Here is a 19,874-nt window from a genome sequence, read left to right as displayed (position 1 = left end):
ATGAACCGTTATACCGCGATCGCTTAACAATTATTTATCCTCTGGGCTGTACAGATTGTAAGCGGTGCGATCGCCAAAAAATTCTCAACTTAGATGTAAACCACCATCAACAGGTAATGCGACTCCAGTAATAAATGCAGCTTGGGGAGAGCATAAAAAAGCTACGGCTGCACCAATTTCCTCCACAGAAGCCCAACGTTGCATGGGTGTATTTTCAATTCTATTTTTCATAGCATTGCCATCTACTCCACCTCTATCAGCAGTGGCAAATTCCCACGCGTCAGTTTTCACAAAACCAGGAATAACTACATTGACTGTGATTTGTCTCGGCGCAAGTGCTTTAGCATAGTTTCTCACTAAAAACTCAACAACTGCTTTAGCTTGACCTGGCATGACATAGTCTAATCTTGGCGTTTGAGTATTGTTACATCCTGGAGAAGAGATTGCTACTATATAGCCGTTTTTGTCTTCCATATAATTGATAGCTTTTTCGACACATCTAATCAAGCATTTAGGATAGACATTCTGATAGTAGTCGTACTTATCAAAACTATTCCACTTACCAGTACCTAATAATCTAGTTGAATCATTAGTAGCTAAAATCGCTCTTTGAGATTGAGAAGATGTGGTTGTTCCCACATATAAACCAGCATTATGAATTAATGCTGTCAATTTCCCGCCAAAATCATTTTCTACATATTGAAATATTTTTTCAATAGTAGATTCTTCTGCTACATCGCCTTTAATCAAGCAAACTTTGCTGCCATAGTTTAATTCCAGTTTAGCTTTCGCAGTTGAGGCCGCTTCTTCATTGGAATTAAAGCCAAGTATCAAATCATAGCCATTTTTTGCCAAATGCTGCGATATTCCCCAACCAATGCCACGGGTGCCACCTGTAACTATTGCTAGTTTTGATATCATAATTTATCTCAATTAAGTTAAAAAACTAAAATTTCGGGATAGATTGTACTGTACCTATCCTGAAATTTTATTTGTATATAAATTAGCAACTAACTCAATCAAAGACAATTATTGTAATAATTTAAAATAAGCAATTATCTTTTTTGCTCAATTAAGACTTATATAAATTCAGTCTTTATACAAAAAGATTTATAGGTGGTTTTGGTAAACAGAAGTAGCCAGATAGAGGCACACAATATTTATATTTTAAAATTTAATGCATATTAAAAATTTTTATTAAGATGATACGCCTTCAGGGACTTCCAGAAAATAAATTATCTAATATACTCCAAGATAATTTTCTTTCTCCCGGACTTCTAGCGCTGCGGCCATTTCGTTAATTGCTTGTGCTAATTGACCCAGTTCCCTGGATATATCAGCCAGTCCTTGCTACCCAAGGTCTTGGCTGTTTGCATCAAAGATTGTATTTGCTTTAGACAAAAGACATCTCCACTTATCCAAGCAGCTGCGATCGCCAAAAAAGTAACTGCACCTAAACTAATTAAGTTTTGGATAATAAACTATCAGCATTAGCCAAAATTTCAGATGTTGGAATCCCAACCCTAATAGTTAGAGTTGTTGCCAAATTGAGTTTTGGAGGCTGAAAAATGCTGTCATTCTCTAAATAAACTTTATGTATTCGTAGAGCAAAATGTAATCTCTTAAGTAAAATTTATGCTAATACACTAAAAGTATCAAGTTAAATTCTGAAGTGGTAATCGATTAAGTACGACGCAATTTTAAGAGCTTTATCAAAGTTACCGAACCGCATCTATATTTAAGTATTGGTCATACTTCCCAAGGAATTTTAAATTTAAATTTTATTTATAAAAAAAGTGGGGGTAAAAACCTCGCCCCTCATGGGCGGCTTTGTTTTACTGTTGCCTGTTGCCTGTTGCCTGTTGCCTGTTGCCTGTTGCCTGTTGCCTTTTATTACCTTGATAAATAGCCATATTGCTACAGTCAATTAATTCCGTAGATTTACCACAACATAATTGGTAACCCTGCAATGAAAGAAGCTATACTAGTCCACAAAGTAAAGCGTTCAAGATTGCCTTCATCTAGCGCAAGACTCATTTGTTTTAGGGATGATAATAATGCTACTAATAGCACAAGGAAGAATGCAAAATATCTAAAAACAATCATAACCTGCGATACTTACTTTTAAAGTCAACCTAGTAAGTTTTTAACAGTATATTTCACACTTTTTTGTTGCCTATTTAGCGCTTTATCGGCTAAAATTTTAAATTCAACAATCCGTACAAGAATTGGGAAATCATTTTTTAATTTCAGAAACTGGTAACAGGATAGTACTAATGTAAAAATGTACTTTGGTCTTCATAAATTAAATAGTAATGCTATATACAAATATGAATCGAAATTTCATATGCTTACTGCTAGCTATTAAAATGCATAATTTAAAAATATAAATTGATGAGAGTACAATTTTATAAATACATCCAATTCTTAGGAAGAAGCATCTAAACCATAATTTTGATATAGAGTTTTAATTTTATTTTGAATCAGCGATCGCACATTTTCTGGCGCAACAATTACACAATCTGGTGCATATTGCATGACTTCCCGAATGAACCAAAAAGTATTAGAAACACGCCTAACAACACGTTTGACTTTTGCTGTATCTGGTAGCCATTCATTGATTTTGTCTTCGAGTTTGGCTTGATAAGCGAAGGCTAAACCAGCTAAAAGATGCATTTCTACCTCTATCTCTGCTAACCCAGAACGTCGCCACTCACCAACAATCGGTGAAACAGCAGCATCTTGAATCCTGTCTAAACGTAAACTCCAATTATGCTGTAAGTCTTTTACATCCAAGTTACCCTCAGTCTCTTCACACCAGCAATCAAGATATTGACGCTTTTCGTGGGGCGTAACTTTGGCGTAACGGACAGTAAAATTCCAGATATGCTGTCTCGCATCTTGATAACTCAGTTGAAAGGGTTGCTCTCGTAAAATGTAACGGTCTATTTCTAAACGCCAAGCTGGTGGTAAATTTCCTAAAAAGTTTTCGATTTCGCTACGCAGAGGTATAGATAGTTCGCTACGCTCAAGTAATAATTGTGCTATTAGTTGCGCTTGCTCATTTTGCCCAACATCAGCTAATGCAAGCATTGCTCGGTGAACAGCACGGAGGCGCGATTCTGACCAGTCGTAATTTTTACCAATAATTAAATGATGACGAGCGATCGCTTCTATTAGTTTAGAGATATTTGGGCGATCGCCCCACTTCATCCCAAATTCCAGCGCTAAGTTTTCTAACTCGGCTTTATCTCGTTCTGATATCGATAAAGTTATAGACTGACCCTTTCTACTCATAAATTTGTCCGTATATTTTGTCCGTATTGTCTCTTGCCAACTTCTATTTTGCGTGCCAATATTGTTTTTAACAACCTGTTACGGACACTATTTAAGTTTATGTCCGAAAGTTACAAAATTAATCTCAAATCTGTTTATTCGCAAACAGTCCCCACGCCCAAAGGTGTACAATTACCCCAAGATTGGTCATTATCTTGGCATCAAGCAGCCACTTTAGAAGCCTTACGCGATCCAAATATTGATGTAATCTTCAACACCGCCATGACAGGCGATGGTAAAAGCTTGGCTGCATATTTAGAAGTGCTTCAGGGTGAATCTTCCGCTATTGGACTTTACCCAACTAATGAACTAGCGCGCGATCAAGAAATACAAATTCAAGGATATATTGCAGCATTTCAACCTGTAAATCAACCCCGTGTAGTGCGACTCAGTGGCGCTGATTTAGAAATATATGCCGAAAATGAAGGCTTAAAGAAAAGTGCTGCGATCGCAACTCTCACCAGCCAAAGAGAAGCATTATTAACTAACCCTGATATTTTCCATTATTTACATCGCGGTGCTTATATTATTCGTGGCGATAGTCCAGATAAATTATGGGGCAGAATCGATAAAGATTTTGACTTATTTATTGTAGATGAATTTCATGTATTTGCTGCTCCCCAGATTGCCAGCATTATTAATACGATGTTATTAATTCGCTGCACAAACCGCCGTAAAAAATTCTTGTTTCTTTCAGCCACACCAGATAAAAATTTAATCGCTAAACTAGAAATAGCAGGTTTTCGCTGTCGAGAAATCAATCCTCACGAACAAAATAAATATCAATTCCCTGATACTGAAGCACAAGAACAGCAATTAAAATCTCAGGGATGGCGGCAAGTAGCACGACCAATCGCTTTAAATTTTATCCCCTTAGAACCAGCTTTTAAATCTTCAGAAACTTGGTTAAAAGAAAATGCTGATTTAATTGTCAATCAATTTCAGCAATATCCAGGTAGTAAAGGAGCAATTATTCTCAATTCCATTGCATCCGTCAAGCGGCTAACTCCATTTTTTCAAGAAATTTTACAGCCTTATGGTTTAAAAGTAGGAGAAAATACCGGACTTTCTGGAAAAGCAGTAAAAGAACAAAGTCTTGCTGCTGACTTAGTTATTGGTACAAGTACAATTGATGTAGGCGTTGATTTTAAAATTAACTTTCTAATTTTTGAATCATCCGATGCAGGTAACTTTATTCAACGTTTAGGTAGATTAGGCAGACATGATGGCTATGACAAAGAAGGGCAGACAATTCAGTTTGCAAATTTCACAGCTTATGCGCTAGTACCTAACTTTTTAGTCGAGCGTTTATTTCAGGTAGAATCTCCACCTTTAACAGTTAATTGTATTTGCGATCGCCCGTTTTTACAAAACACTATTAAAGAGCAATATCGCCAAATTAATGATTTTCAGGGATATTATCGCCGTTGGGGTGCTGTACAGTCTTTTTGGTTATGGTATCAATTAAGCGATCGCACTATTCAACAACAGTATGCCCAAAGCCGAGATAAATTTCAAACAGTCAGCGAGCAAGTATTTAATACCAGTTTGAAATCTATGGCGGGACGGATTAAAGGATGGGCTAAAGAATGGCAAGAAATCTCTGGAAAATCAGGAAATCCTATAGCTGAAGATGCTGCTAGTTTTCGCGGTTCTAGTCCTTTGCAATGTGGTTTGTATGACTTAACCGAAGCCAACGAAGTAGATAGGTTTAAAACCTACGACTTACCCGGAATTTTGAGCAACTTAGACATTGAAATGTGGACTGAGGCAGGATTTACACGGACACTGAAAGAAACCGCACAACGCACCGGACAACCTATTGCTAAAGGTAGATTTGCTCACTGTCTAGCATTTATCAAGCTGCGTTCTTACCGTGAGGAAAGGTTGAACTGGAAATTTACTTACCCCGGCGACTTACAGCCAATAACAGACGCTTGGAAAGTCCAAGTTTTAACAGGTATAGAAGTTTGGCAACCAGAAAACCAATGGATTAGGGAGATAAACAAACGCTTAAAAACACAGGGTTTGGTATGTTATGTGCTTCGCCGTCCAGTTGCAGAAGTGCGAATGCGGCTAAGACTACCAATGCATTTTCAAATTTACCCTATTAGCGACCAGTACAGCGTTCATGATGCTAACACACCGTATGCGATCGCGTTTGGTCACTCTGCACTACTGCTAGATACGCTGGCGTACACCTTTAAAGGCAAAGGAGATGAGATATGGATTGCATGAGGTTTCTATCCCTCATAGGGATTGTGGTCAATGTGACGGAGAAAAAACTTACGCCAGTAAGTTCAGACGTATTTATTTCAATCCCTAATAGGGATTAATTACCTCACTGTTCTATAGTGGGTCTCCGTCTAAATATTAGATTACCAAAAATCGAGGAGGTAATAATAGCCATCTAGTTCTGACATATTTAACTTGTTAAATAACTCTGCACTTAATGACTTTACACTAGTTATCGTTTTGGGTAGCGTCTGATCATACAGTCGTCAGAGACAGTAGACAAATGAAAAGGTACAAAAAAACAAAGGTTGAACTATTGATTGAAGTTCTACGAGATGGTGCATGGCATCTAGGTGATGAACTAGCTGTAAAAGTTGGTTATCGTTTTGGAGATGCAGTGAAAAAAGCTCGTACACTGGGTTACAAGATTGAGACAGACTGGGCAGGAATCGGACAAAAACATAAATACCGATTACTAATAGTCTAAAGTAAATCTAATTTTTTTAGTTTTGCTTAAATAACTCAAAATTTGCTCAAAAAAGAGGGAAGTTCATAAAAAACTTGCGGCGTTAAGTTCAGGCATAGGCAACCTCAGCTCCCAGAAGCACATAAGCAGACGGCTGGCATGAGTAGTTTAGCTATAGAGCAAACCTCAAGCAGTAAACCTTAATTAATCCTTCCCTCTCTTTTGTAGGGTAATCATGAACGAACAACAACTTTTGGAAAGAATCACAGTCAACCCCAAAATATTTGGCGGTAAACCTATTATTCGAGGTCGCCGTCTAGGAGTTGAACATATTTTAGGGATGCTTGCAGCAGGAGATACTATCGAAACCTTACTAGAAGCTTATCCCTGGTTAGAACGAGAAGATATACAAGCTTGTTTAGTATATGCACGTCAGTGAGTTCGCGATCAATAAGTTGAACATTTACTACTATGAGTAAACCAATTCCAGATGATTACAGAAATCTACTAGTGGAAGTAAAACAACGCATACGTTCTGCCCAGTATGAAGCACTAAAGGCAGTTAATAAAGAACTCATTGCGCTGTACTGGGATATTAGGCAGATGATTGTTACTCGACAACAGGGAGATAGTTGGGGTAAATCTGTAGTGGAACAGTTAGCAAAAGATTTACAGACAGAGTTTCCTGGTATTAGTGGTTTTTCTACTCGCAACATTTGGCGAATGCGAGATTTTTACCTAACTTATCACTCTCAAGAATTTCTGCCACCAATGGTGGCAGAAATTGGATGGACTCACAATATAGTCATTTTAGAAAGGTGTAAAGATAACCAAGAACGGGAATTTTATATCAAAATGACTCGTAAGTTTGGTTGGACAAAGAATGTTTTGATTCACCAAATTGAGAATCAGACTTATGAAAAAACTCTGCTAAATCAAACCAATTTTGACCAGACTGTTTCAGTAGAGATTCGCAATCAATTGAAACTTGCAGTTAAAGATGAATATACTTTTGAATTTTTGGAACTAGCAGATGAACATAATGAACGACAGCTAGAGGAGGCAATTTTAACAAGAGTTGAACCATTTTTACAGGAAATGGGTGGAATATTTGCTTTTATCGGTAGTCAATATCGCTTAGAAATTGATGATGAAGAATATTTTATAGATATCTTATTATATCACCGCAGTTTAAAGTGTTTGGTAGCAATAGAACTGAAAATAGGTAAATTTTTACCTGAATATGTCGGTAAAATGCAGTTTTATCTAGCTGTTTTAGATGACAAAGTAAGGCTAGCTGATGAAAATCCTTCCATTGGAATTATTCTTTGCAAATCTAAGCAGAGAACGATTGTTGAATATGCACTGAAGGAATCTAATAAACCAATTGGTGTAGGAACATATCAAATAGTTTCAACACTACCTCAAGAATTAAAAAATCAGCTTCCGGCTCCTGAACAAGTTGCGAAATTACTCGAAGGATTTGAATAAAGTTTTAGAATGAGCAAATGAATGTTGACGATTATTCACAACATAGGAGTATTATCAAATGCAAAACCACACTCCAACAATTACAGAACTTCAAGAACTTGCCTTACAACTTCCTGAAAAAATCCCTTACTTAAAAATGTTAGTGCTATTTGGTTCTAGAGCTACTGGTAATGCAAACGCAAAAAGTGACTGGGATTTTGCAGTTTTGTGTGATGAAGAACAGCGTGAAGCTTACATAAAAAATAATATTTCAGGTTTGTTTGAATTACCTATGTTGATTGGCGAAGTATTAAAAATCAATTCTGACAAAATCGACATTGTAGAACTTAATCACTGTTCTGAATTAATAGCACATTTTGTTGCTCGCGATGGCAAAGTTTTGTATGAATCTGAAGCTGAAGAATTTGAAAAATTTAAACAAAAAGTATTACTAAGCAAATCAGAGCTTAAAAAAATTGAACATATTAAACGACAAAACATTGAGCAGTTTCTCCAAAGATGGGGTGTATGAAAAATATAGATACTGTAATTGTTACGACTCGGTTAGAATTCATTGCTCGTTATCTTGACAATCTGAAAAGATTCGAGGCAATTACTTGGGATGATTATCTCAATAATATTGATAATCAATTAATTACAGAAAGACTGCTACAATTAATGGCTCAAGCTGCGATAGATATTAACGATCATATCTTGTCAAAGCTAAATCCAGGAAATTCAAATACTAACTTTGAAGCTTTTATTGAGCTTGGTAATTATGGTGTGATTACTCCCGAACTAGCAAAACAATTGGCACCATCATCTGGATTAAGAAATCGCCTAGTTCATGAATATGACGATATAGATCCGCAGCAAGTTTTTAGGGCAATTAGTTTCGCTTTACAGCAATATCCACTGTATGTCAGACAAGTCAACTCATATTTAATTTCTTTGAGTGAAGAGAATGGCTAAAAAAAGTAAAGCTGCAAAAGCTTCAAATGAATATCAGCAATTATCACTTTTAGATATAGAAAACACTGCAAATTCCGAATCATCAGATGAAGATTGGTTATCAGGTGATTTTGGTTTTGATAGTGATGACAATCGCACTATCATAACTAAACAAAAATTACTCACACTCAAGCTACTGCAAGAAGCGATTACAGCGCAAAATCCTGATGATATAGTTATGGCAGATTTTGCTGATTATGTTTTACCTAATCTGCTAAAAATAGCAATTGGTGTGACAGCTAAAGGTGGTAAATTCTTTGATGAAATAGACCAACAGCGAGAAGCAGCAGGTAAAAATAAAGTTAGACGAGATAATGCAGCCGATCAATCACTCAATACACATTTACTTAATGGTTTATTTCCGGCAAATTTAATTGAGAAACGCTTAGAAAAGCTAGATACAACTATTAAGCGCGTAGTCAAAGAACGAGAACGGCGCTTAGTGATTGCTGGGTTTATTTTACATGACTTTGAAAAATTTCCCGATGTACCAGAAAATTGCCGCAAATTAGCTTTAGCAGAACACCGCCAAATTATTGATGAAAAAGTCAAACAACTAGGACTCGATCAGTTTATCAATCCCGATAATCCAGAAGATTATACAGAATATCTCGACGATTTATTATGCTTGGCTTACAATGCTCAACGCCGTTGGGATACTAACTGGAATTTTTCAGAATTTGGCTTAAATCCTGTTCTGAAAGACCGTACTCTTCGCAGCCTTGCTGATTTAACTTGTTTAGCTGATTCTCTTGCTTCTATTATTAAACATCCCCAAGATGCAGAAAATCCCAGATTGCAAGAAATTATTCATAATCTCAGCGATGGACAACTGAAATTTACCTATCATCGTATTGCAGAAAACCGAGGTGTTTTAACTAATGTTGTTAATAATGCCGTAATTCAAGCTTATACTAGCCTCAATACCGATGAGCAGATATACTATGAACCTTTACTATATCTGCCAACAGGTGTAATTTATCTCGCTGCGCGTAACGCTCCTTCTCTATCTGCAAAAGATTTACCAGATCTGGTAGTTAATAATATTAAATCTCTTTGTGCAGGACAATTAAAACGCAGACAAACAGGATTTGGTCGTGATGGAAAAGGCATGAAATATGCCGAATATTACAACTTATTTTTTGATTCTCCTGGACTAATGAAAGTAGCTTTAGATGCGACATTACGTATTTTAAGTTCTACTAAGCCATCTGTTGCTAAAAGTCGCAGTGATAACTTAGTCAAATTTCAACAACAAGGAGTTTTACCTGCTGAGTTTGATTTTAAATTTACCGATGATATCCGCATTGACCAAATAGCAGAATTTGGCGATTTAGTCAGTCGTAAGATTTGGGATGAAGCCGTTAATCGGATTGAAGCAATTCGCAAAAAAGATAAAAAATTACCCGCAATACCTGCTTTTGATTTAACTCATAAAGTTGCTGAATTCTGGAATTTAACACAACATCTCCCTGAGATTCGCCACATTCAGCGCATTAATGAAAGCCTGAAAGAAAACAAGTTAAAAGGTAATACTGGTGGCGTACCTTATGAATGGTATTATCTCGCCGCTAAATATTTAGAAGCACATCCAGGCGTGGAAGATGTCAGGGAAGTTTGCCAGCAAGTTATTGAATACTTGACAGGTTTAATTTCTCCCATTCTTGCTCAATATCAACTACCTGATGGCTGGGATGATTTAAGACAATGGGTATCAAGAGTGGTGATGTTGCCAAATACAAGTCAACAACAATCAACTCAAACGCAAACTGAAAACTTTCTCAATGAGTTAGGTAACTATAATGCTGCTAAAAAACCAGGAAGGGGAAGACAATTAATCTGTTCAATTTCTCATTCTGCTTACACAGTAACCGAGCAGATGGAATCAGCAGTTTTATTTACACCGCAAGTTTATACAAATAAGCAAATGTTAGGCGGTTCTAATGCGAAGCGCAATATTTCTAGTATTGCAGGTGTGGAAATGATGCTGCGACAAATTTTGATGAATCAAACTCAAGCAGTAGGTAAACGTTTTGAAGATGGTAAATATCGCTATCTGTACTTTTATCCAACTTATTACTTTACCCCCGAAACTAATAAGTTTTTACAAAAGGCTTATAGTGGTGTAGCTCAAACTCGCTTTGATACTAGCATCCGTAATCATTTTATCACCAAAAATTTTCAAGCGCATCTAGATAAAGAAAATTATCAAAATGTAGATAGTTTCTTAATAGATGAAAATCTTGATAGTGAAAAAGACCGAACATTTAAGCTTGCTTATCCTGAAGACCAGCCTTTAACATTTTATTTCATGGCGCTACCCCCTGGAAGAGACAGTACAGATACGGAATCCTGGGTTATGCCTACCTGGTTAGCGTTTGCTTTCCCGATGATTTTAGATGTCAAAACTGTAGTTTCAGAATCGCCAATTCCACCTTTTAATGATGGTGCTGAATTTGAAGAAAGCGTGTTTCTTGATAGTGCGCCTCATGCTTTTCGCGCTTTGGTAAAAAGAGATAGGTTCCGTTTAGACTACATTCTGGAAGGTTGGCAAGAAAACGGTATTCAATACCCTGCTCCCCTTAATGTTTTGACTGCTGCTTACGCCATTCATTTAGATGTGAATGCGCGACAAGGTAAATCTGGTTATGATGCCAACTGGGGAAGATTTAGCGAATTAGCGAAGGATTTAGAAACTAGTCCCTTGTATGTATTTTATTATCTTAATCGTTGGGCACGTAACCAGGGAGTTGACTCAGCCAGAGTAGAAAAGATTCGGCTTTATGCCTATCATTTTTATCCTTGTTTTGACCCTTATGCAAAATTTGACTACACCAAAGAGGAATTAATTGTGGGAGAAGAATCAAGTCTCAATCATCCTAAGAAATTAACGGAACTTTATCGCCGCTTTTATAGAGCCAATAAGCGATATAATCCCAAAGCTAATGCTGTATTAAAACCGATTGATATTGCATCTGAAACTATACTTAAAGCTGAGTTAAGTGTATTTCGGGGTGAAACATTAGTTACAGCTGTAGCCGCCGAAGTTTTTAAACTCATGGATCGCGTTCATTCTTCGACTGCTGAGGGACGCTGGGTAATGAGTAAACGGGAGGAAGAACGACAAGCGATTTTAGATTTTGCACAGTATTTTGTAGTTGAAGTATTTGAAAAATCTTTTGCAGGCGATCGCGCGCGTTTAGCAGGCCGTCAACTCAACTTAATTCGCGATACTTGTGAATTTCTATATCGCCTAGAAGACGACAAAGAAAACTTAGAGAAAAATCAAAAATCTTCAGAATCAGATAAGGAATAAACACCAGCTATTCTCAGCTAATAACTCTGCTAATTGCATCGAAATAATCATATTTTTTGGAGAAATATTATGGCTTTGCTCAAAACCGTTGAATCTAAATTATTTCAAACAGCAATTCCCTACAAACCAATGGGTAAATATGTCCACTTTTTAACTATTCGCATCACTGAATCATACCCATTATTTCAAACAGATGGCGAACTCAATAAAGCCAGAGTCAGAGCAGGAGTTAAAGATAAAACTACAATTAGCCGCCTGTCAATGTTCAAACGTAAACAGTCAACACCAGAACGTTTAGTTGGACGAGAATTGTTGCGTAACTATGGCTTGATGACTGCTGAAGAATGCGAATACAACGTTAATTTTGCAATGGATAATCCTGATTGCATTATTTACGGATTTGCAATTGGCGATTCTGGCTCTGAGAAATCAAAAGTTGTGGTAGATACAGCATTTTCAATAACAGCTTTTGATGAATCACACGAAACTTTTACCCTCAATGCTCCTTATGAGAATGGGACAATGGCTTCTAAAGGAGAGGATGGTTCTAAACCTGGGGAAGTTACTAGCAGAATTAACCAACAAGACCACATCAGACCGCAAACTTTCTTTCCTAGTATTGTTACATTAAAAGACCCAACTGAAGCTAGTTTTCTTTACGTCTTTAATAACATCTTACGAACTCGCCATTATGGAGCGCAAACAACCCGCACAGGGCGTGTAAGAAATGAGTTAATTGGTGTAATCTTTGCTGATGGAGAAATTACTAGTAATTTACGCTGGACTCAAGCAATATACGATAAAATGCAGGCAAATAATAGTATCAATTCTCCCGAACCTTTAGATGAAGATGATGTTATTACTGCTGCTAAAAGTGCGATTGAAGAATTAATGGCTGATGAATTTATTGTTCACACTGACTTTATTGGTGAGACTTTCGTACCCTTGCTAAGTGAAGTTAAAACACTCACAAATAGCGAAGCAGGCATAAAATCAATTTTACAAAAAGCTGATGCAGAAGCTAAAGAATACGCTAACAAACACATCAGCAAAAAGAAATCGACGGCTAAAGCAGGGTAATCGCTATGCCAATTATTTATTGCTGTCAATTAGAATTACACGACAGCCTTTATTACGCTACTCGTGAAATCGGCAGATTATACGAAACAGAAGCGGTAATTCATAATTACGCACTCTGCTATGCATTAGGTTTAGTTGATAGCGAAGTTTACTCTACCAATGTAGCTGAAGAACATTCCTATCGTTACTTTTGTCCTGAACAGGTTCCCAAATATGAGGAACATTTAACGCCGCTAAATCAGCAGGAAATTTATGTTACACCTGCGCGTGCAGTTAATCATACTGCGATTCTTAATACATGGAAATATGCGAATAATAACTACCATGTAGAAATGGAGAAGACGCAAAAAAATATTCCTAGCTTTGGTAGAGCGAAAGAAATTGCACCAGAAAGCCAATTTGAGTTTTTTGTAATTTCTCAAAAGCCAATCAAGCTACCAAAATGGATTCGCTTGGGTAAATGGATGAGTAAGGCTGAACTAAGAATGCAAGAAGTTACAAAAATCAATTTAAAAACCGATAACTTTTCTTTCCCTTACCCATTGAATCCTCTGGATGTAATGTTTACCCATCAAGTTATTAGCTATGATGTGATAAATATGCCCCCAGTAAGTCTGATTCAAAATGTAAGTATTTGCCAAGGCGAATATTACGAGTTGGAACATCCCAACACAAGTGCAAAATTACGCTTACCTGCAAAAATGCAGTATCGACTTAAAGCTTAATTTCTAGCGGTGGGCAATCCCCACCCTACATCTATCATTTTAAATTATTCATGCCTTACAGCCTTGTTTTAAATCTCGTCCCCCAGTCTCCCATCTACCCAGAATTTTTGAGTGGTAGACATTTCCATGCATTATTTCTCACTCTCATCAGTTCTGTAGATCCAAGTTTAGGAGAATATCTGCACTCATCAAATGCAGATAAAGCCTTTACTCTTTCACCATTGCAAATCCAACGACAACCCAAACCACATCACCAAACGTTGCAATTTATCCATCAAAAACCTATTGCGGCTGGTACTCCCTGTTGGTGGCGTGTCTCTTTACTTGATGATACTTTATTTAGCAAATTAACCCCATTGTGGCTAAATCTCAACCCAGAACATCCTTGGCATTTAGGTTCGGCAAATTTATATATTACTCAAATTCAAGGTACAGCGCAATCAAAGCAACCTTGGGCGAATGCTTGTAATTATGCACAACTTTACGAACAAGCATCAAATAAAGAGCGCAATCTTAGCTTTAATTTTGCTACGCCTGTATCCTTTCGTCAAGGTGGATATGATACTTTTCTTCCGGTAAAAGAATCTGTATTTAATAGCTTACTTAACCGTTGGAATAAATATAGTGGCATAGAAATTTCTAGTATTCCCATTGAATCCATTTATCCGAGTGCTTTTGACATTAATACAGAAGTTGTCAGTAACTATGAAAGTAAGTTTATCGGTTGTGTTGGTGCAATTAGCTATCGAATTTTAGGCGATATTGAACCTTTAGCAATTAAGCAAATAAACGCTTTAGCTGATTTTGCATTATATGCAGGTTTAGGGCGGAAAACAACAATGGGGATGGGTATGGTGCGTAGGGATTAGGAAGTAAAAAGTAAAAAGTAAAAAGTAAAAATATAATCCCCATAAATTTAGGGACTCCATACCATTGTGTTTGTTCTTTCTTTTACCTTTTAACTCCTGTGGAGTTCGCCAGTTGCTTTATGCCGACGGCACTTCCTTCAAGTCGGCAAAGCCGCCCAACGGAGTGCCTTGGGAACCCGTCCACCGCACTGGCTCACTTTTTCCTTTTGCCTTGTTTAGAGAGGGGGAGAAATGTTTGTGAGTAATTTATGGCTACTAGATAAATAAATTTTTGCAATAGATCAATTAAGTTATGAATGAAATTGATTACATTCCAATTGCGGCGTTAAATCAATATGCTTACTGCGCGCATCGCTGTTGGCGGATGTTTTGTGCGGGAGAATTTATCGATAACCAGTATACAATTGAAGGTACCAGTTTACATGAGAGAGTGCATACTAATGGTGATGGATATCGTGAAGAGACTTGGCAGATACGGGCAATTTGGCTGAAATCTGATAAGTATAAACTGATAGGTAAATCTGATTTGATTGAATCTGAAAATGGCAAATTTTATCCTATTGAATACAAGCGCGGTCGCAAGGGTGAATGGGATAATGATGAAATGCAAGTCTGCGCGCAAGCTTTGTGTTTGGAGGAAATGACGGGGAAGAGTATCAGCACAGGTTATATATATTATGCACATTCACATCAACGTCAGTTAGTAGAAATTAATGATGAATTGCGGCAAAGTGCGATCGCAATAATTGAAGCTGTTCAACAATTGCTATTTACAGGTGCAATGCCAATACCCGTAAAAACAAAACGCTGCGATGGTTGCAGTCTTTACCCTTCATGCATACCACAAGCAACCGATAAAGTCAAGCGTTATCAAGAGCCACATTAAGCAGACAGTAATTCGTAATGTAGGGTGTGTTGTCGCGCAGCGCAACGCACCGATATACCATCAATGATTCCGCAAATCTTCCTATTGTTTGTAATTTACTTTGAGATTTGATTATGGGCACAGTTTATATTACCCAAGAAGATGCTTTTATTGGGAAAGTAGATGAACGTTTGAATGTTAAATTTGAGAAAAAGACGATTTTAGATGTACCTTTGCTCAAGATTGATGGTGTTGTAGTTTTAGGACGCGCGACTGTTTCACCTGCTGTCATTTCTGAATTGCTTGAGCGTCATATTCCGCTAACATTTCTGACTCATACGGGTGGTTATTTGGGACGCTTAGAACCAGAGGTTACTAAAAATATATTTGTTCGCAAAGCTCAATGGCAAGCAGAGGGAGAATCAACCCAGGCGATTCACTTGGTACAAGGTTTTGTGCGCGGTAAACTGAAAAACTATCGGCAGGTTTTACTGCGCCGACAGCGCGAATCTACAGATTTGGATTTATCAAAGAATATAACTCGCATTGAGCAGGCGATCGCACCAATTGAAACGACTCATAATATCAATTCGCTGCGAGGCTTGGAAGGTGCTGGTAGTGCGGCTTACTTTGGCTGTTTTTCTGAGCTAATTCTGGTTCCAGAATTTGATTTTAACGGTCGCGTCCGCCGTCCGCCTACCGATCCGGTGAATTCTTTACTTAGCTTTGGCTATGCGTTGTTGCGTCATGATGTGCAAGGCGCACTAAATATTGTTGGCTTCGATCCATATTTAGGATACTTGCATTGCGAACGTTATGGTAGACCATCTCTCGCACTAGATTTAATGGAGGAATTTCGCCCCTTAGTTGTCGATACAGTAGTGTTATCTGCTTTAAATAAACGCTTGCTGACACCTGCTGATTTTGTCACTGAACCTTTAAGCGGTGCAGTTTCTCTCACTGCTTCGGGACGAAAAACATTTCTACAGTTATACGCACAAAAGAAGTTATCGGAATTTAAACATCCGGTATTTGGGCGTAAATCTACTTATCAAGAAGCCTTTGAATTGCAAGCTCGATTATTAGCGAAATACCTCATGGGTGAAATTGAAAAGTATCCACCTTTAATTTTGAAGTAAATACAAGAGAGGACAATTGCAGATGAATGTTGTTATATCCTACGATATTTCCGAAGACAAGCGCCGCACAAAGATTCATAACATTCTCAAGTCTTATGGGCAATGGGTGCAGTATAGTATTTTTGAATGTCAGTTGAATGATACCCAGTACGCCAAACTGCGATCGCGCTTGCATAAGTTGATCAAAACTGATACAGACAATATCCGTTTTTACTCTTTATGTAGTTGCTGCTTTGGTAAGGTTGAACGTATTGGCGGTGAACCAGTCCCCGATGATACTATTTTCTTTGCCGAATGCGCGGAGGGGTAGGTGTGGAAAAACTAGTTCTCCCAAAAAGTAGGTGAAACTATTTCTCTGTAAGGCTTTCAAATTTTAATTGATGTCCAATTACCCGCGCGCCTTACAGAGATAGACTTTCAGCAATTTCGGTTTTGCGTTTTCACTATTGCCCGTGTTATTATGGCGCTATCCGCGCAACAGAACCTTGAAAACTGCATATAACTTGACTTTTGGGCTTCTGCCGTTGAAATTTCTAATAATCCCTATGAGGGATTGAAACAATTACTCTGCAACCGTCTCTTGCATCGGCAAAAGTTGAAATTTCTAATAATCCCTATGAGGGATTGAAACAACAGTTTTACAAACACAATGCAAGCCACTTAGGGTTGAAATTTCTAATAATCCCTATGAGGGATTGAAACGTTTGTAATTGAACGTTAAACTACCAGTGCCTGCGATTGAAGTTGAAATTTCTAATAATCCCTATGAGGGATTGAAACTGGTTGTGGGGCTGGGGCTTGCTGCCTGTCGCTGGCTAGTTGAAATTTCTAATAATCCCTATGAGGGATTGAAACTTACTGATAAACAAAGTAAATTAAGCTTTTGCTTGGCGGGAGTTGAAATTTCTAATAATCCCTATGAGGGATTGAAACAGTTTTCTCTAGAGTGGCAATCATTGTATTTATAGTTGAAATTTCTAATAATCCCTATGAGGGATTGAAACTTGCTAATTTATCCTTTGAGACAGTTGTGCCATTGAGTTGAAATTTCTAATAATCCCTATGAGGGATTGAAACGCAGAAGTTTGCAACACTCACCCAATTAATCAGTGTTGAAATTTCTAATAATCCCTATGAGGGATTGAAACAGCACCTATCTGCCTCCAAACGGTTTATGCTCAAGTTGAAATTTCTAATAATCCCTATGAGGGATTGAAACAAGACTTCGCTCTTGGTCGTAGCTCCACAGCGTACTCAATCGTTGAAATTTCTAATAATCCCTATGAGGGATTGAAACGAGCCAACAATCAGTTTTTCTCGCAAGACGAAAAGGTTGAAATTTCTAATAATCCCTATGAGGGATTGAAACGTGGGTGAAGCAAAACAGCGTATGGAAGGATACCGTTGAAATTTCTAATAATCCCTATGAGGGATTGAAACGACGAACGGGCTAAATCTCCGTTTGCGGGGATTGACGCATATCGATAGCGCCTAACATACCCTACATTTGATGGGTTGAGGCTTGACAACTAGAGCAGTCAACTATCGATTGCTAAAGAGGCGTTGCATATTTGCGGGATGAATTCAGGCTTCTAGACAAAACTGAAGGTCGATTCTTTGCGCTTTTGCGCCTTTGCGTGAGACAAAAATCATCCCATCAATCAGCAACGCCGCTAAAGAAAATTATCGATAATCTATCACCAGTAATGCTATTGCTGGTATTCTGAAAGCGGCAAGGCCATTACCAGAAAATTGACAAAGCAAAAGAAAAACAATGGAAGTCGCTACAACCAGAGTTCCCCGTTGGTTCGTTCGCAGAGATATTGATGGTTTATTTGGGCTGGCGCTGGATAATTTTATTCAAATTTTATTGATTGTTAGTTTGTGCCAAACAGTTCTGGGCTTTCCGGCTGAGTTAGTTTATGGGCGGATTTTGCCTGGAATAGCAATCAGTTTGATTGTAGGCAACTTCTATTATGCCAGGTTAGCCAAAGAGCAAGGTAAACGCGAACAGCGCGATGATATTACTGCTTTGCCCTATGGAATTAATACCGTTAGTCTTTTTGCTTATATTTTTCTGGTGATGTTGCCTGTAAAATTGGCTGCAATTGCTGGTGGCGCATCTGGCGAACAAGCGGCTGAATTAGCTTGGCAAGCGGGTTTGGTGGCTTGCTTTGGTTCTGGGTTAATAGAATTTGCTGGGGCTGGAATTGGCGATCGCCTCCGTCGGTTGGCACCCCGTGCAGCACTTCTTTCTACTTTGGGTGGGATTGCAATCACTTTTATTGCTATTGGCTTTCTCTTTCGTACCTTTGCTAATCCTGTAGTGGGCTTGGTACCTCTGGGTGTAATTCTGGTAACTTATTTTGGGCGAGTGCGATTTGGCATACCCGGCGGCTTATTGGCTGTGATTTTAGGAATTGCTTTGGCTTGGGGAACTGGTTTAGTCAGTTGGGATCATGCCAAGTTTGCTGCTACTCTACAACCAATTAGGCTCTATCTACCTTCTTTGTGGTTGGGAGAATTATGGAATAGTCGTTCAGTCTTTTTGGAATATTTCAGCATTATTCTCCCAATGGGGCTATTTAATCTGGTTGGTAGTATCCAGAATTTAGAAAGTGCAGAAGCGGCGGGTGATAACTATCCAGCTGCGCCCTGTTTGGCGGTGAATGGGATTGGAACTTTGGCGGCTGCTATTTGTGGTTCCTGTTTTCCTACTACTATTTATATTGGTCATCCAGGCTGGAAAGCTTTAGGTGCAAGGATTGGGTACTCAGTTCTCAATGGCATCATCATGGGCTTGCTTTGCTTGACTGGAACCGTAGCGATGCTAGCTTACTTTGTCCCTGTGGAAGCGGGGATGGCGATTGTATTATGGATTGGGATTGTGATTGTGGCTCAAAGCTTTACAGCTACGCCATCGCACCATGCACCTGCTGTAGTTGTTGGTTTGTTACCAGGGATTGCTGGTTGGGGTGCACTCATCGCCAAGAATGCACTGCGCGCAGCAGGTTTGGGTACGGTGGAAAAACCTTTTACCCCATCCCTAATTGAGCAGTTTAAGTTAAGCGATACATATATTGATGGCGCTTTTGCTCTTGAGCAGGGGTTTATTTTTTCTGCGATGATTTTAGCGGGCATTACAGTTTACATTATTGAACGCAAGTTTCGCTACGCTGCCTATTAGTCTATCATCGCAGCTATTATTTCTTGGGTTGGGTTAATGCACAGTTATCGTTGGACTGTTGCAGATACAGTTGTGAATTTTGGCGCTGGAACAGGTGCGCCTTGGGCGATTGGCTATCTGTTGCTGGCAATTCTCTTTTTTTATGTCGATTGGCAAGAACGGCGGAAAAATTGAG

15 protein-coding genes, 1 pseudogene and 1 CRISPR repeat array are annotated in these 19,874 nt (G+C 38.2%); of the genes and pseudogenes, 14 read left to right on the top strand and 2 right to left on the bottom strand.

Features of this window, described 5'->3' with window-relative positions; all coding sequences use genetic code 11:
- Window positions 1-84 precede the first annotated feature (84 nt).
- Both HGR01_RS24270 and HGR01_RS24265 read right to left on the bottom strand, forming a co-directional pair.
- On the bottom strand, window positions 85-921 hold the full coding sequence (locus HGR01_RS24270; RefSeq protein WP_045870807.1) for an SDR family NAD(P)-dependent oxidoreductase: 837 nt from the start codon (window positions 919-921) through the stop codon (window positions 85-87).
- 1,506 nt (window positions 922-2,427) lie between these two features.
- Window positions 2,428-3,297 carry a helix-turn-helix transcriptional regulator gene (locus HGR01_RS24265; protein WP_045870808.1) on the bottom strand — a complete coding sequence of 290 codons (870 nt, stop codon included), beginning with the start codon at window positions 3,295-3,297 and terminating at the stop codon, window positions 2,428-2,430.
- A 99-nt stretch (window positions 3,298-3,396) separates the two neighbouring features.
- On the opposite strand from HGR01_RS24265, the gene cas3 reads away from it, so the two are divergent.
- From cas3 to HGR01_RS24195, 14 genes and pseudogenes are all read left to right on the top strand, one after another.
- Window positions 3,397-5,574, top strand: a complete 2,178-nt coding sequence (cas3, locus tag HGR01_RS24260) for a type I-D CRISPR-associated helicase Cas3' (RefSeq protein ID WP_045870809.1) — start codon at window positions 3,397-3,399, stop codon at window positions 5,572-5,574.
- Window positions 5,575-5,854: 280 nt separating this feature from the next.
- Window positions 5,855-6,058 carry a hypothetical protein gene (locus HGR01_RS24255; RefSeq protein WP_045870810.1) on the top strand — a complete coding sequence of 68 codons (204 nt, stop codon included), beginning with the start codon at window positions 5,855-5,857 and terminating at the stop codon, window positions 6,056-6,058.
- A gap of 214 nt (window positions 6,059-6,272) precedes the next feature.
- Entirely contained in the window at window positions 6,273-6,476 is a 204-nt protein-coding gene (locus HGR01_RS24250; RefSeq protein ID WP_045870811.1) for a DUF433 domain-containing protein, read from the top strand.
- A 32-nt stretch (window positions 6,477-6,508) separates the two neighbouring features.
- On the top strand, window positions 6,509-7,528 hold the full coding sequence (locus HGR01_RS24245; RefSeq protein WP_045870812.1) for a PDDEXK nuclease domain-containing protein: 1,020 nt from the start codon (window positions 6,509-6,511) through the stop codon (window positions 7,526-7,528).
- A 58-nt stretch (window positions 7,529-7,586) separates the two neighbouring features.
- On the top strand, window positions 7,587-8,039 hold the full coding sequence (gene mntA / locus HGR01_RS24240; protein WP_045870813.1) for a type VII toxin-antitoxin system MntA family adenylyltransferase antitoxin: 453 nt from the start codon (window positions 7,587-7,589) through the stop codon (window positions 8,037-8,039).
- Window positions 8,036-8,479, top strand: coding sequence for a type VII toxin-antitoxin system HepT family RNase toxin (gene hepT, locus HGR01_RS24235; protein ID WP_052335210.1), 444 nt, complete (start codon window positions 8,036-8,038; stop codon window positions 8,477-8,479). Before mntA ends, hepT begins: the two co-directional genes overlap by 4 nt.
- Complete coding sequence (gene cas10d / locus HGR01_RS24230; RefSeq protein ID WP_045870814.1) at window positions 8,472-11,834, top strand: type I-D CRISPR-associated protein Cas10d/Csc3; 3,363 nt, start codon at window positions 8,472-8,474, stop codon at window positions 11,832-11,834. Before hepT ends, cas10d begins: the two co-directional genes overlap by 8 nt.
- Before the next feature lie 69 nt (window positions 11,835-11,903).
- On the top strand, window positions 11,904-12,914 hold the full coding sequence (gene cas7d / locus HGR01_RS24225) for a type I-D CRISPR-associated protein Cas7/Csc2 (protein WP_045870815.1): 1,011 nt from the start codon (window positions 11,904-11,906) through the stop codon (window positions 12,912-12,914).
- A gap of 5 nt (window positions 12,915-12,919) precedes the next feature.
- Complete coding sequence (cas5d, locus tag HGR01_RS24220) at window positions 12,920-13,639, top strand: type I-D CRISPR-associated protein Cas5/Csc1 (RefSeq protein ID WP_045870816.1); 720 nt, start codon at window positions 12,920-12,922, stop codon at window positions 13,637-13,639.
- 50 nt (window positions 13,640-13,689) lie between these two features.
- Complete coding sequence (gene cas6 / locus HGR01_RS24215; protein WP_045870817.1) at window positions 13,690-14,508, top strand: CRISPR-associated endoribonuclease Cas6; 819 nt, start codon at window positions 13,690-13,692, stop codon at window positions 14,506-14,508.
- Window positions 14,509-14,800: 292 nt separating this feature from the next.
- Window positions 14,801-15,394, top strand: coding sequence for a CRISPR-associated protein Cas4 (cas4, locus tag HGR01_RS24210; RefSeq protein WP_045870818.1), 594 nt, complete (start codon window positions 14,801-14,803; stop codon window positions 15,392-15,394).
- 113 nt (window positions 15,395-15,507) lie between these two features.
- Window positions 15,508-16,512, top strand: coding sequence for a type I-D CRISPR-associated endonuclease Cas1d (gene cas1d, locus HGR01_RS24205; protein WP_045870819.1), 1,005 nt, complete (start codon window positions 15,508-15,510; stop codon window positions 16,510-16,512).
- A gap of 22 nt (window positions 16,513-16,534) precedes the next feature.
- Window positions 16,535-16,822, top strand: coding sequence for a CRISPR-associated endonuclease Cas2 (cas2, locus tag HGR01_RS24200; protein WP_045870820.1), 288 nt, complete (start codon window positions 16,535-16,537; stop codon window positions 16,820-16,822).
- Window positions 16,823-17,035: 213 nt separating this feature from the next.
- Window positions 17,036-17,952: direct repeats of the CRISPR family, unit length 37 nt; unit sequence GTTGAAATTTCTAATAATCCCTATGAGGGATTGAAAC.
- Window positions 17,953-18,286: 334 nt separating this feature from the next.
- A pseudogene (locus HGR01_RS24195) lies at window positions 18,287-19,873 on the top strand (NCS2 family permease).
- Window position 19,874 lies beyond the last annotated feature (1 nt).

The sequence above is a fragment of the Tolypothrix sp. PCC 7712 genome (assembly GCF_025860405.1).
Classification (GTDB): domain Bacteria; phylum Cyanobacteriota; class Cyanobacteriia; order Cyanobacteriales; family Nostocaceae; genus Aulosira; species Aulosira diplosiphon.
The sequence above is the reverse complement of the archived record's forward strand: the minus strand, read 5'-3'. Positions and strand labels throughout refer to the sequence as shown.